The 15,036-nt window shown below is 37.0% G+C and carries 10 protein-coding genes and 2 pseudogenes; 10 read left to right on the top strand and 2 right to left on the bottom strand.

All coding sequences use genetic code 11. From position 1 onward, the window contains the following. Positions 1 to 222: 222 nt before the first annotated feature. The gene (gene rlmD / locus IAE45_RS03365; RefSeq protein ID WP_200124989.1) at positions 223 to 1,590 is read left to right on the top strand and encodes a 23S rRNA (uracil(1939)-C(5))-methyltransferase RlmD; all 1,368 of its coding nucleotides are present in this window, start codon (positions 223 to 225) and stop codon (positions 1,588 to 1,590) included. Positions 1,591 to 1,870: 280 nt separating this feature from the next. On the opposite strand, the pseudogene IAE45_RS19350 reads toward rlmD, so the two are convergent. Further along, positions 1,871 to 2,065: pseudogene (locus IAE45_RS19350) on the bottom strand (ISL3 family transposase); the annotation flags it as partial. Positions 2,066 to 2,070: 5 nt separating this feature from the next. After that, positions 2,071 to 2,605, bottom strand: a pseudogene (locus IAE45_RS03360) (ISL3 family transposase); the annotation flags it as partial. A 332-nt stretch (positions 2,606 to 2,937) separates the two neighbouring features. Between IAE45_RS03360 and IAE45_RS03355 the strand changes: the two are divergent. The 9 genes from IAE45_RS03355 to IAE45_RS03315 all read left to right on the top strand — a co-directional run bounded on the left by IAE45_RS03355 (position 2,938) and on the right by IAE45_RS03315 (position 14,452). Further along, complete coding sequence (locus IAE45_RS03355; protein ID WP_200124987.1) at positions 2,938 to 4,704, top strand: sensor histidine kinase; 1,767 nt, start codon at positions 2,938 to 2,940, stop codon at positions 4,702 to 4,704. A 10-nt stretch (positions 4,705 to 4,714) separates the two neighbouring features. Beyond that, entirely contained in the window at positions 4,715 to 6,151 is a 1,437-nt protein-coding gene (locus tag IAE45_RS03350; protein ID WP_200124985.1) for a response regulator, read from the top strand. Positions 6,152 to 6,363: 212 nt separating this feature from the next. Further along, the gene (locus tag IAE45_RS03345) at positions 6,364 to 7,674 is read left to right on the top strand and encodes an ABC transporter substrate-binding protein (protein ID WP_200124983.1); all 1,311 of its coding nucleotides are present in this window, start codon (positions 6,364 to 6,366) and stop codon (positions 7,672 to 7,674) included. A gap of 107 nt (positions 7,675 to 7,781) precedes the next feature. Next, positions 7,782 to 8,660, top strand: a complete 879-nt coding sequence (locus tag IAE45_RS03340; protein WP_200124981.1) for a carbohydrate ABC transporter permease — start codon at positions 7,782 to 7,784, stop codon at positions 8,658 to 8,660. A gap of 2 nt (positions 8,661 to 8,662) precedes the next feature. After that, entirely contained in the window at positions 8,663 to 9,550 is an 888-nt protein-coding gene (locus IAE45_RS03335; protein ID WP_200124980.1) for a carbohydrate ABC transporter permease, read from the top strand. A gap of 25 nt (positions 9,551 to 9,575) precedes the next feature. Next, a complete protein-coding gene (locus tag IAE45_RS03330) occupies positions 9,576 to 10,448 on the top strand; it encodes a sugar phosphate isomerase/epimerase family protein (protein ID WP_200124978.1) in 873 nt (290 codons plus the stop codon). A 1-nt stretch (position 10,449) separates the two neighbouring features. Beyond that, positions 10,450 to 11,610 (top strand): Gfo/Idh/MocA family protein, encoded by a 1,161-nt coding sequence (locus IAE45_RS03325; RefSeq protein ID WP_200124976.1) that lies wholly within the window; start codon positions 10,450 to 10,452, stop codon positions 11,608 to 11,610. 18 nt (positions 11,611 to 11,628) lie between these two features. Beyond that, positions 11,629 to 12,654: a Gfo/Idh/MocA family protein gene (locus IAE45_RS03320; protein ID WP_200124974.1), complete on the top strand. Its 1,026-nt coding sequence runs from the start codon at positions 11,629 to 11,631 to the stop codon at positions 12,652 to 12,654. A 4-nt stretch (positions 12,655 to 12,658) separates the two neighbouring features. Next, complete coding sequence (locus tag IAE45_RS03315; protein ID WP_200124972.1) at positions 12,659 to 14,452, top strand: glycoside hydrolase family 2 protein; 1,794 nt, start codon at positions 12,659 to 12,661, stop codon at positions 14,450 to 14,452. The last annotated feature ends 584 nt before the right edge of the window (positions 14,453 to 15,036 follow it).

Here is a 15,036-nt window from a genome sequence, read left to right as displayed (position 1 = left end):
GTTTTAAACACTTCTGATCTGTTCGATTTTCCGAAGGATGGAAAAGGGATTGCTCCTGTGGTGCAGCGGCTCTTCGCCGCACCCCGTAGAAAAGCAATCAGCCGATTTCCCTCCTTCGGTTCTTTTTTGCTCGAAGTCAAGTTGAACCGTTAGAATAAGCACCGCTTGCAATTTCGACCATTCCTTTTTAAAATGAAGAAAGCAAGCACAAAGGAGAAATCTATGAAAAATTATCCTGTTAAAAAGAATCAGGAACTTGAAGTCGATATTTTGGATCTTTCCCATGAAGGAAATGGGATCGCCAAAGTCGATGGTTACCTATTGTTTATTGAAAACACCCTGCCAAATGAACGTGCCTTAGTCAAAGTATTGAAAGTCGGCAACAAATTTGGTTTTGCCAAAGTGATGAAACTGTTGCAAGCAAGTCCTGATCGGCAAGAATTACCGAATGAAGCATTGTTGCGCACCGGGATCGCTCCATTGAGTCATTTGAGCTATGACAAACAATTAGCCTTCAAACAGCAGCAAGTAGAGAATGTTTTGGCTAAAATCGCCAAATTGCCTGAAATCACAGTCAATGCGCCAATTGGGATGGAAAAACCATTCGGTTACCGTAACAAGGCGCAAATCCCTGTGCAAAAGATTCATGGAAAATTAACGACTGGATTTTACCGTAAAAACAGCCATACTCTGGTACCGATCGAAGACTTTTATATTCAAGATCCAAACATCGATCAAGCAATCATCAAAGTCAGAGATATTTTGCAGCGTTTCAATGTCAAAGCCTACAATGAAGAAGCCCATGAAGGGTTCTTACGCCACATTGTCGTGCGTCGTGGGCATCACTCAGGTGAAATGATGGTCGTATTAGTGACACGTAAACCGAAATTCTTCAAGGGAGAAGAAATCGCGGAAGTGATCCACGAAGAGATTCCAGAAGTTGTTTCTGTCATTCAAAACATCAATGAAGAAAAAACCAATGTGATCATGGGCGAGTTCGAGCGTGTTTTGTATGGCAAGTCATCGATCGATGATCAATTATTAGGCAAAACCTTCCAAATCTCAGCGAAATCTTTCTACCAAGTCAACACAGCGCAAACAGAAGTCTTGTACCAAACCGCCTTCGAGATGGCACAACTGTCTGAAAATGATGTCGTTGTGGATGCCTATGCAGGAATCGGAACGATCGGGATCAGTTTGGCTGATCGCGTGAAAGAAGTGTTAGGGATGGAAGTCATTCCTGAAGCAGTGAACGATGCCAAAGCCAATGCCAAAAGAAATGGTGTCGAAAACGTGCATTACTTTATCGGTAAAGCCGAAAAAATCATGCCGCAATGGCTACGCGAAGGCATTCAACCGACAGTCGTCTTCGTTGATCCACCTCGCAAAGGTTTAGATGCTAGCTTTATCGAAACGACCGCTGCGGTTAAACCAGAGCGCATCGTCTACATTTCCTGCAATCCAGCAACCTTGGCTCGTGACCTCGCGTTGTTTGAAGAAGAAGGGTATGTGACAAAAGAAGTCCAACCTGTTGATTTGTTCCCACAAACGACCCATGTGGAGTGTGTCGTGTTGTTAGAACGTCTTTAAGTTTGAAATCTTTATTATTTGGCTGCTATCCTAGTATGTGTTCTACAAAAATATTGGGAATAAATAACTAAGATGTAATGTTGATGGATAGATAGATGTATTGATGATTATATATTTATCGATAGGAAAATAACGAATATAAATTAATTGTTATATTGTATCTGTTTTATCGCCAGAATTGGACGTTTCTATAAAATGGACTCTTTGTCAATAAAAATTTATGAATTGTGCAAAATCAAATCTGGGTCGGAATGAACCTCATTCTGACCCAGATTTTTTGTTATCTTACTTTGATTAATTGATTGATCAAAAAGATTTTGATTCTCATGTCCTCAAATAATATAAATCTTTAGGATATTCGTTTCATTGTCCTTATGTGCGTATTCTTCGCTTCTATTTTTCTATTGGAGTAGGGATAGATAATCGCATGGGTAATGCCTTCTTCATAGATCAGAACATTTTGAAACTTCTCGCGATTATACAAATAAAGCTCATTTTATCTTCTATGGCAGCGCGCGAACGAAATTCATCAACCAACCATTTTTTTTTGGAACATTCTCTTAGAGAGCTCTAGTAAATGGCTTTTAAGCTTTTTCAATATACGAATAACGGAGTCAAAGATACATGAAAGCCTTTTCTCAATAAAAGATAAAGATACTTTCTCAGTCAGTAAAGAAGCAATTTTAATTCTAACATGATTTGCGATTGAATGTTTGAATCGGACAAAATAACTTTGAGTAGTCCAAGAGGTTCTACAGTTTTTACAGGTATAACACTAATTTTTTAGTGCAAAACTATTGGCATATGATTGTATTATTCAAAGTGGACAATAGCTTCTTTCTGAAATTTTCACTATAATTGCTTTCCTGTTTTCATCTACCACAGTAGAACCACAACTTATACAGGCGCGAGGAGCAGGTGAGAAAACAATATTGACGATCAAGGTCGACTCCTTATCAATGGTTTTGTATTAGCTTTAATTAGTCTTCAAATTCTCGTTTATTAACCTCAGCATTTGTTTGATAAAATCATTAAACTAGACTATTGTTTTCACAAGGATTTATTTTGTCGTGATGTAACTATATTAGAGAACGATATTTTTTATTGAAAATGAAGATGTAATGAAATAATAAATTGGAGATCAGTTGAATAAGTGATAAAAATTTACCAAAGATTATTGAATTTTCTTTTTTGCAGGAAGGTAAAATTTAATTGTATTAAAATTAGTCATTAATAAATCGAAAATAAATTATCATGTCCCTAGTATTGTTTTTTTTGAAAGAGGTGTTTATTATTGCAATTAGCAAAGAGATGATTTTAGCTATCAAATAAGGAGAGAATCTTTTTATGAATTCATTTTGGAATTTGTTCGATGACACATCTTATGAGAAAAAAATTCGTTTGTTCTTTTATTCTATTTTTACAATCATTACAGTTATTTTACTTTTGCTGGGTATTTTTCTGGTAAATTCTATGACGGAAGGTATTTATAAACGAAACCAAGAGAAGCTATCTTTATTAACTTATAGTATGAAAAATGAACTTGATCAGGCACAAACGTTAACAACAGAGATCGGGCAAAACCAGCTGATTCAAAAAAGCTTGGAAGAAGCACAAGAGAAAAAACTCTCTGAGATTGAACGCACTTTTTTAGCTACGAGTGTTCAGAATGAATTAAATTGGCTTCAAGTAAACAAACTTAGTATCAAAAACACGCTATTGTACGATGCAAATTTTCAACAAATTGCTGGGAACATGATGAATGTGGATGTAAAATATCAAAATGATTTTGATATGCGGGTGATCAAAGCATTAGGTCTCGAGGACACAGAAGGTCTCTGGCATTTTGAACCTGATATGAGCGAAGCTATATACGTTCGTCATTTATTTGGTACCCGTGATACTCCTATTAAGCGTAATGGGAGTCTAATTTTATACATTAATTTAACTTTTGTTCAAGAATTACTGGCTTCAAGTGATATTTTTTCTAAAAACGACTTTGTCGTTTTGGAAACAAAAGGTCAAAGTACATCAACAAATGAAAAACTTGCTGAATTAGTCCGAAAGCATGAACAAAAGGCCGAGAATTTGAATGAGCATTTCAAAGATGTCTATGGCTTTCAAACGATTGGCGAAAATCGCTTCTACAAATTAAAAAAAGAATTTCAAGTAGGAAATCAAGAGCTATCCGTCACTTATTACCTTCAAAATCGAGAAATGATTGGGGACGTGATCCAGATCATTATCAGCTATTATTTCGTTGTACTAATAGTATTATTTTTTAGCTTTATTTTTTTCCGTCAATTGACTCGAAGACTGGTTCATCCCATTAATCTTTTAGCCGATAATATGACGAATTTTAGTCAAGAACAAAATTTTAATGAAATTATCAAGCATTTAAATCTCACACGAAAAGATGAAATAGGCCAGCTAAATCGAAATTTTGATCATCTGGTCAATGAGATTCAAGAACTTATTACTAAGGAGTATCAAGCAAAAATTTTATCACAGGAAATGGAATATCGTTTTTTACAAGCGCAGTTAAATCCCCATTTTATGTATAATACCCTGAATTCAATCAATTGGCTGGCTATCAAGAACAAGGATAAAGATACTTCAATGATGGTTACATCACTGGCTATTTTGTTAAGATCAAAACTGAATTTAGAAAAAGATTACCATACTGTCCGTGAAGAAATGGCAATTGTTGAAGCTTATCTCACTATTCAAAAAGTACGCTTTAAATCTAGGCTGATTTTTCATTCTGACATTGACCGGAGGACCTATCAATTTCTCATTCCCAAACTGATTATCCAACCATTGATTGAAAACGCAATCAAATATGGGCTAGAAAAGCAAGAAGAAGCAATTCATATCGAATTAATGATAACGGAACAAGAAGATCAGTTTCAAATCGTCGTTTCGGATGATGGACCGGGTTTCCAGGAGAATTCTTCACACCACCAATCCACAGGAATCGGATTGGAAAATATTTCTACTCGTTTAAAGCTATTATACCAAGGAGAAGCCAGCTTAACGATTTCATCTGTACCCCATCTCCAAACAGCTATTACAATCAAAATCAATAAAGAAGTCTTAGAAAGTGAGAATTGAGGGAAAGCCAATGAATAAGTATCAAGTTTTAGTGGTAGATGATGAGGAAATCAGTGCAGATGGTATTAGTGAGATTATCAGACAAAACTATAGCGGAAGTTTGGAGACCATGACATTATACTCTAGCACACAAGCATTAGCTTATCTGAAAGAGAATCCTGTGGATCTTTTGATTACAGATATCAATATGCCAAAGCTTTCCGGAATCGACCTAATCAAAGAAATCCAAGCAATTGATCCAGAAATTCGTATTGTGATTTTGACTGGTTTTGGTTCTTTGACGTACGCGCAAAAAGCGATGCGCTTTGGTGTGAAACATTTCTTACAAAAGCCAGCTTTTCCTGATCAAATTTTAGAAAGTATTCAAGACGTATTAAAAGAAATTACTGAAAGAGAGCGTCATGAATTATTGAATTTACGCCATTTAAGTGAACAAATATTGTTAGGAAAAACGGATTATCCCTTCGACAAGTCACTCTTTCTATGGATGATTTCATCGGCTGATAATCAGCGAATAGGTGAGGCTTTGCGTCATTTTTTTGAAAAAGAAAAGGTACCTTATGTGTTAGGAGAAATCAATCCGATTACCCAATATTACTTTTCATCCGAAACAGATGCTTGCAAGCTGATTGGGCCGATTCAAAAAACATTTTCTGATGAACATTTTACGATTGTTGTTCTAAAAAATGCTAAATTATCCGATTTAACGCATCACTATCAGAAGGGGATCGCTTATATCCAATGGAACTTTTACTATCCGGATGAAAAGGTTGTTATGCTAGATGAGTTTCCATACTTAGTCACAGAGAACCAACGAAATAGTAAACGACAATTAGACGGGTTGGAACATATCTTGCAAGAGAAAGACAATGACAAAGCTCTGAGTCAACTAGAGAGCTTTTTCCAAGAAGCAATCAAAGTATTACTACCGGTGAAACTTTTGAAGCAATGGCTATTACAGAAATTTTCCAAAGTTTTTGTAGAGAATGGCAAAAGCTATTTGGAAATTGCTGATTTTGAAAAAAAACTGCGACAGACTCAAACATTTTTAGAGCTGAGGAGTTTAGTGATGATGCAAATAAAACTCATCAATCAAGCAGATACATTTGTTTCACCAGCAGAAAAAATTTCTGTCAATCTCAATCGAATCATTGACAAATATTACGCTGAATCAGAATTATCGTTAAAATGGATTTCCCAAAATTTGCTCTTTTTAAATGCTGAACATCTGGGAAGGACCTATTTGAAAGAAACTGGCGAGAAATTCTCACATCACTTGCAAGCGATAAGAATGCTTAAGGCCAAAGATTTACTTGAAAGTGGATATAAAGTTTATGAAGTAGCCGATATGACTGGATACCGAGAGAATCCAGATTACTTTAGTAAATTGTTCAAAAAAACGTATGGTAAAACGCCAAATCAAGTTTTGAAAAGATCAGAGTCATGAATATTCTGATCTTTTTTTACTGATTGATTAGTGCGAGTGTAATATTTTTCAAAAATGAGAGAGCGTTTTCTAAAAGTCGATTTTTTACGGGTCGAAGTCGATTTTTTATCTAATTGTTAGAGGGGCTTCTACGTTAATATAACCGTGTAAGCGATAACAATATTATCTCATGGAAAGCCATAATAAGACATGAAAATAAAGGAGAGACGAAAATGATCCACAAAAGTGCATTGAAAACAGTAAAAATGGGGTTAGTAGCAGGCTGCGCACTCATGCTTTTGAGTGCTTGCGGTTCCGATACAAAAGAAAAATCAAGTGGTGGAATAGAAGAAATCCGAATCTCGTGGTGGGGAGGCGATTCTAGGAATAAAGCTGTTCAAGAAGCAATTTCAAAATTTGAGGAGAAGAATCCAGACATCAAAGTAAAAGCAGAGTTTGGTGGTTATGGCGGGTATCAAGAAAAAATGACGACCCAATTATCTGGTGGAACGGCGGCTGATGTGATTCGCTTGGATTCTATGTGGATGGACCAATATAAAAATCAACTAGAAGATTTAGGAACTCTATCAGAAGAAATCGGCCTTGATAACTTTTCTGATGATGTATTGGAACCCGTAAAATCCGATGGGAATATCTTAGGATTACCTTTATCCACCAACTACCGTCCCTTACTTTATAACAAGACGGTTACTGATAAATATGGAATTGAAAAACCAGAATCTTGGGATGACATTTTCGCAATGAGAGATAAATTACCAGAAGATTATTATCCAATGGCTAATTTTTTTGGTGCAAAATATGCATCACCAATCGTATTCTTTTCAATTTTTGCGCAACAGACTGGCAAACCAATATCTGATGAGGATTACAATTTGAACTACTCCTTGTCTGATTTTGAAAATATGATTGATTTTTATCATGAATTGGTAGAAAAAAAAATCATGCCTTCAAAAAAAGAGGTGGACAACTCCGGCTCTATCGAGGGGGCTCCGGCTCCAGCTTTATTAGAAGGAAAATGGGTCAGTTTATTTGAGTTTATTGCCAATACGAATACAATAGAAAGTCAATTGAAAGAACAAGGCTTTGAATTAGCGGTTGCGGGATTCCCTACAATGACTGGTGAAAAGTCAACGGGTGTTTGGACCAAGCCATCAATGGTTTATTCCATTCCAAAGACAAGCAAACACAAAGAAGCAGCAGCTAAATTGATTAATTATCTGATGAATGATCCAGAAGCAAATAAAATTCAGAAATTAGAAAATGGGATTCCCGATAGTAAAGCAGGCAAAGAAGCTCTTGAAAAAGATCAGTTGATTGCCCCAATGGCTCAAGAAATATTGACTTTAGGTCAAGAAAAAGTGGATACAAGTCTTTCAACAATGTTCAAATGGGACACGGCAAAATTAAATGAAGTAACTTTAGATGTTATTACGAAATTGGATTATGGAGAAATCTCTACCAAAGAAGCAGCTAAAGAGTTGTACGAGGCCTTCAAAGAAGAAGGAACTAAATTACAAGGTTAATTTCATCACGTTGGGGTTGGAGCGCAGTAGCACAAATGTTCTACCTAGTATTCAGCCCCAAAGTTTTTCTATTGCAGTGTTCATTATATTAAGGGGTGTTCATTATTATGAAAAAAGATAAATTACTAGGGCTTGTGTATATCACTCCTTGGTTGATTGGCCTTTGCTTTTTTGTTATCTATCCTTTTACGTCATCCTTGTATTATAGTTTTACAGATTATTCGCTACTTAATGAGCCTACGTTTATTGGATTTTCCAACTATCTGAAAATGTTCAAAGACGATCCAACTTTTTGGATTTCTTTGAAAGCAACGGTGAAATTTGTTGTGTTTACGGTTCCCTTTAAATTGGTTTTTGCTCTTTTAATTGCCTATATCATGAATTCAAAATTGAAATTTATTGGCTTTTTTAGGACAGCTTATTATATTCCCTCTATTTTAGGAGCGAATGTAGCGATTGCTGTACTATGGCAATTTCTATTTAAAGCAGACGGTTTAGTCAATATGGTATTAAATATGGTCGGAATTGGATCGATTGGCTGGTTTTCTAGTGCTGCTGGCTCTATGTTTACGATTGTTCTTCTACGGATCTGGCAATTTGGTTCTGCAATGGTTATCTTTTTGAATGCACTAGCGGAAATTCCACAAGAGCTTTATGAAGCTGCAGCAATTGATGGGGCTTCAAAAACGAGACAATTTTTTTCAGTCACATTGCCGCAATTATCACCGATCATTTTCTTCAATTTGATTTTACAATTGGTCCAAGCCTTCCAAGAATTTGACGGACCATTTTTAGTGACGGGTGGAGGACCCATGAAACAAACTTATTTGTTGCCTATGTATATTTATGAAAGTGCTTTTAAAAATTTCAACATGGGCTATTCCAGTGCACTGTCATGGGTGTTATTCATCATGATCATGGTTTTCACAGCAATTTTATTCAAGACTTCTAAACATTGGGTTTTCTATGCGGATGGAGGAAAATAGAGATGGAATTTTCAATGAAAAACAAAGCAGCAAAAAAGAAATCAACTAATCCTAAAAAGAAGTTGATCACGGCATTACGCTATCTTGCACTTGTCTTAGGTGCTTTAGTCATGCTTTATCCAATTCTATGGCTTTTTGGCGCTTCCTTCAAAAGTAATTCTGAAATTTTTCAATCGATTTGGTTTGTACCGAATCAGTTAGACTTTACACCTTACATTGAAGGTTGGAAGACATCTAGCCAATATACGTTCTTTACTTATTTTATGAATTCCTTTCTGATCGTTATCCCAAAAGTTATTTTGACATTGATTTCCTGTACTTTAGCTGCTTATGGATTCTCACGTTTTGATTTTCCATTGAAGAAAGTATTTTTTCCGATTATGATCGGTACGCTATTTTTGCCAGGCATTGTGACAAGAATTCCATTGTATATCTTTTGGAAAAACTTGAATTTATTGGATTCATATATTCCATTGATTGCGAATTCGGCTTTTGCATGTGACACCTTTTTTGTTTATATGCTTGTCCAATTTTTCCGTAGTGTACCTAAAGAACTTGATGAAGCCGCCCGAATAGATGGCTGCAATTCATTCATGACATTGCTTCGAGTGCTAGTTCCCATACTGAAACCTTCGTTGATCACTGCAGGCCTTTTCCAATTTATTTGGACGTTTACTGATTTTCAAGGTCCTCTGATTTACATTTCTTCCGTAGAAAAATATCCGGTCTCCCTCGCTTTGCGAATGGCGTTGGATACAACCTCAGCAGATTTTAGTTGGAACAAAAATATTGCCATGTCCATTATCGGGTTGATACCTTCTATTTTGATCTATTTCTCAGCTCAAAAACATTTTATTGGTGGATCGACCGCTGGTGGGGTCAAAGGGTAAAATACAATTGAAAAAGGTGAAAAATATGAACAATTTTACAATTACAGGTTTTGCAGATGAAATCAGTCCTAACGTGTCGGAGCAGATCCGAGTTTTAAAAAAGAATGATATTCGTCATATCGAGGTACGAGGTCTTGATGGGAAAAATGTCAGTGAATTAACTTTGTCAGAGGCCAAAGAATATAAACAACAATTTGAAGAAGCTGGAATCGCAGTTTCAAGCATTGGGTCTCCTATTGGCAAAATCAAATTGACAGACGACTTCGCTGAACATTTAGCGCTCTTTAAGCATATTTTGGAACTGGCTGCTATTTTTGAAAGTCCTTATGTCCGGATGTTCAGCTTCTATATCGATGATCCCGATAAAGCTGATGATTACCAAAATGAGGTGCTTGAACGCTGGCAACAATTTTTAGAAATAGCGCAAGAATATCCACAGATTACATTGCTCCATGAAAATGAAAAAGATATATATGGAGACACACCAGAGCGTTGCTTGCATCTGCTACAGGCATTAAACAGCCCTCAAGTAAAAGCTGCATTTGATCCTGCAAATTTTGTGCAATGTGATGTAGAAGTCTTCCCCCATGCGTATCGCTTGTTGAAAAAGCATATTGCGTATATGCATATCAAAGATGCACGCTATGAAGATCATCGTGTCACACCAGCTGGAAAAGGAGATGGGCAAGTTCAAAACGTTTTGGAAGCATTAGTCGCAGATGGTTTCGCAGGTTTTGCTTCGCTAGAACCTCACTTATCGATTTTTGATGGCTTTGCTGATTTAGAATCAGGTGATTCGATTGCTTCGAATGAAGGAGACGGAGCCAAACTATTTACAGTAGCAAGCGAAGCGTTGAAAACGATTTTAGTTTCTGAAATGGAACAGGAGTGGAAGTAGTATGAAAAATGTACGTATTGGAATTATTGGTGTGGGCAACATTGGTACTTTGCATTTAACTAATATCTTATCCGGCAAGATAGATCATGTCGAACTGGTGGCTGTTTGCGATGTAAATCCAGATAAATTAGCACTTGTTCAGGAGCGTTACGGTGATCAGTTTCGCTATTACTCTACGGATGAGGCAATCTTAAATGATCCAGCCGTCGATGCTATTGTGATTGCTACCCCTCATTATGACCATCCGATCCTAGCTATTGCAGGTCTAAAAGCAGGTAAACACGTTTTAGTAGAGAAGCCTGCTGGGGTCTATACGAAAAAAGTCCGTGAAATGATTGAAGAAGCAAAAAAACATCCAGAATTAACGTTAGCATTGATGTACAATCAGCGCATGAATCCAATTTATCAAAAAGCAAGAGAGTTAGTAGGCAGTGGTCAGATTGGCGAATTGCGTCGTAGCAACTGGATAATCACAAATTGGTATCGCTCGCAAAGCTATTATGATTCTAGTAATTGGCGTGCGACTTGGAAAGGTGAAGGGGGAGGTGTTTTACTGAATCAAGATCCCCATCAATTGGATTTGTGGCAATGGATCTGTGGTATGCCTCAAAGAATATTTGCGTTCACGTATAACGGCAAACGGAGAAATGTAGAAGTTGAAACAGAAGTCACTGCGTATGTTGAATACCCCAATGGCGCAACCGGTGTCTTCGTTACTACAACAACAGAGACGCCTGGAACAAATCGTTTTGAAATCGTTGGTTCTCAAGGAAAGATTGTCATTGAAGAAGATCAATTAAAATTTTGGCGTACTACTGTGGATGAGACAGAATGGAATGCTACTTACTCAGGAGGTTTCGGAGAGCCTGAAGTTTGGGAAATCAAGGTGCCAGTGATTTTTGATGGAGAAAACGGCCATTGGAAGGTCACACAAAATTTTATCAATCATATTTTATTTGATGAAACACTCCTTTCTCCTGCTCAAGATGGCATATTCGGTTTAAGTATCTCTAACGCGATTCATTTATCCTCATGGCAAGAGCGGTGGGTCGATCTGCCGATTGATGAAGAACTTTTCTTAGAAGAATTAACGAAACGAATCGATGCATCAGAAATAAAACTAGGCGAAGAAAAAGTATTAGATACCAGAAATACTTATTAATGAAAGAAGGCAGTGGGTATGGTTCGGTTTGGAATAATTGGTTGTGGTGCTATTCATCACATACACTTAGAAGCGATACGATCAGCGGGTGGTGTCATAAGCGCTTGTTGTGATAGTGATGAAGAGAAAGCCAGAAAAACTGCTCGTTCAGAAGGATGTTCCTATTATACAGACTATAAGATGTTGATCGCTGATCAAACAGTGGATGTAGTTGTGATTTTGACACCCCATTATTTGCATAAAGAGATGAGTCTCGCAGCATTAAATGGACATAAACATGTTTTGTGTGAGAAACCAATGGCTACAACAGTGGCAGAGGCCGAGGAAATACTGGCCGCTGCTGCTAAGACAGATAAATATTATCATGTTTGTTACCAAAACCGATTTAATCCTTCTTTTTTAGCAATGGAACAACTCATCAGTCAAGATTTGGGAGAACTAGAAGGGGTAAAAGCGGAAGTTTCATGGAATCGAGAGGCCGCTTACTACGCAGATTCGTCTTGGAAAGGCACTTGGGAAAAAGAAGGTGGCGGTGTATTGATCAATCAAGCAATCCATACGATTGATGCCGTTTGTCATTTTGCCGGTGTTCCCAAAAAGATCAAAGGAAAAATTATGACCTCATTTCTTGAAGGGCTGATTGAAGTAGAAGATGCTGCTATTGGAACCGGTCTGATTAATGAAGAAACAAAATTTGTTCTCTATGCTTCAAATAATTACGCAAAAGATTCCTCTCCACGGATCACTTTTGATTATACTGCTGGTCAGGCAGTTCTTACGAATGAAGCATTGTGGTTTAACAATTGTGCCCTTCCACTAGAACATTTTGAGCGTTCAACAGTTGCCAAAGAATATTGGGGTAATGGCCACTTGGCTGTTTACCAAGCACTGATGCTGCGACTGGAAGGAATAGAAAATCATCTAACAAAATTACTGGCCATAACTGATGCTTTTGACTCATTACAAGTAGTTTGTGGTCTTTATGAATCAAATAAAAAAAATGAATGGGTGGAATTACGAGCACCTACTGAATACGAGAGGTAAGAAAATGAGAAGAACAGAGTATCCCCGACCGCAATTTGTTCGTCAGAATTGGCTCAACTTGAACGGCACTTGGGGGTTTGAATTTGACGATGACAATCAGGGCAAGCAAGAAAAATGGTTTCTGAGAGAAGCACTTTCTAATGAGATTCAAGTTCCTTTTGTTTATCAAACAGAAGAAAGTGGAATCAATGATCGCTCCATACATGAAATTGTTTGGTATAAACGTGAAGTTGATCTGACTCCCAAACCAGCGAAAAGATATTTGCTACATTTTGGTGCGGTAGATTATTTAACGGATGTTTACGTCAATGGTCAGCTAGTATTTACCCATGAAGGGGGACACACGTCCTTTGAAGTAGATATTACTGAAGCGATGGACAAGGATATGATGCAGAATATCACTTTGCGTGTCTTTGATCCTCACCAAGATGAAACTATTTTAAGGGGCAAACAAACGTGGGAAGAAGAAAGCCGCTCGATCTGGTATACAAATTCCACTGGGATTTGGCAAACGGTTTGGATCGAGGAAGTTCACGAAGTTTATTTGCAGGATCTGAAGCTAACACCACTCTTTGATGCCGATAAAATTAACATCGTAGCCTCAATCAATAGACAGTGTTCAAATCTCAAATTAGGTTATCAAATTACTTATAAAAATGAAGCCGTTGCAAATGGAGAAGTTAAAATTGAGAATCCTGTGATTGATTTTGCTGTTGATGTCATCGGCGGGAAGATTTTTAATCAAAACTTTCATGGGGAAGGTCGATCTTGGACACCAGAAACCCCTAATCTTTATGATTTGAACTTAGTTTTATATCAGGATGAACGCGTAATTGATCATGTGAGTAGCTATTTTGGTATGCGAAAAATCCATGTAGAGAATGGTATGGTCTATTTGAATAATAAACCTTACTATCAAAAACTCGTGTTGGACCAAGGCTATTGGCCAGAAAGTTTATTGACTGCTCCATCAGATGAAGCCTTTGTGAAAGATATCCAATTGGCAAAGGAAATGGGCTTCAATGGCTGTAGAAAGCATCAGAAAACAGAAGACCCACGATTCTTGTATCATGCAGATCGGTTGGGTTATCTCGTATGGGGAGAAGCAGCGTCTCCAGCATGGTATAGTAAACAAATGGTTGATCGATCACTAAAAGAGTGGGGAGAAATTGTGGCTCGGGATTACAATCATCCGAGTATCGTGACGTGGGTTCCAGTAAATGAGAGTTGGGGAGTGCCGGCGATTCAGCGAGATCGTCAGCAGCAACATTTTTCGCAAACAATGTACCACTATCTCCATTCAGTGGACACTACTCGTTTAGTGATCTCAAATGATGGTTGGTCTATGACGGAAACAGATATTTGTGCGATCCATAATTATGCCCATGGAACAGAAGAAGAGGTGAAAAAGTATAACTATTTTGTAGAAACATTAAATAGCAAAGAAACGATTTTATCTCATTTATCTGCACCATGGAGTATTTATGCAGAAGGATTTCATCACCAAGGCGAACCAATCTTATTGACTGAGTTTGGCGGAATTGGCTATGATGTTTCTGGTCAACCAGGATGGGGCTATACTTCAGTAAAAGATGAAGCAACTTTTCTAAAAGAGTATAAACGAATCATGGATGCAGTTAGCCAGTCACAAATTTTGTGGGGATATTGTTATACACAATTGACGGATGTGGAACAGGAAATCAATGGATTATTGACCTATGATCGTCAGCCTAAATGTGATTTAACTGAAATCAAAAAAATCAATCAGCAATTTCATGTGCCGATGATTTCTTTGTAATTTTTAAAGAATAAACATCCTTAATTCTGTTATATGAACAATAATTAACGGCGGCGCAAGACTATCTTACTTTATATAGTCTTTAGGTTTCGAATGTGGCACCTAAAACTGTTGCACTAAAATCAACTATTTTTAGTTGAATTTAGTGCAACATTTAATGGGATTTTGAATAGATAGTTCCAGCTTTGATGTCGATGTTCAGGATTTTCTTGGATCTTCTTCTATATTTTATTTTGAGTAGTGGTTTTCATATAGGGAGTTTGGGTAAGCTATTTTTGATATTTTTATAAGCATTAGTTGTTAATATCATCTTTTTAAGCTAATTGATTGGAACTTATTCAATGATTGTACTTGTTGGTATATTTGGAAATGATCGTACCTTACGACGTGAGGTAGAGATCGACAGTTTTGCTTATGGATTTACACCAATTTTTAGTTCTGCTTTATTTGCTTTGTAGACCGTCCTTCTCATATGGGCCAAGCTTAAATCATCACTGTAATGATGATATAGTGATTAATTTCTTGTTGAGTAACCAATTAATAGTAATTGCTATGCTACATAAAACTTGTATCCATCAAACAAA

The sequence above is a fragment of the Enterococcus sp. S53 genome (assembly GCF_016516865.1).
Classification (GTDB): Bacteria; Bacillota; Bacilli; order Lactobacillales; family Enterococcaceae; genus Enterococcus_D; species Enterococcus_D innesii.
Note: the sequence above shows the minus strand (reverse complement) of the source record. Positions and strands in the feature narration are given on the sequence as shown.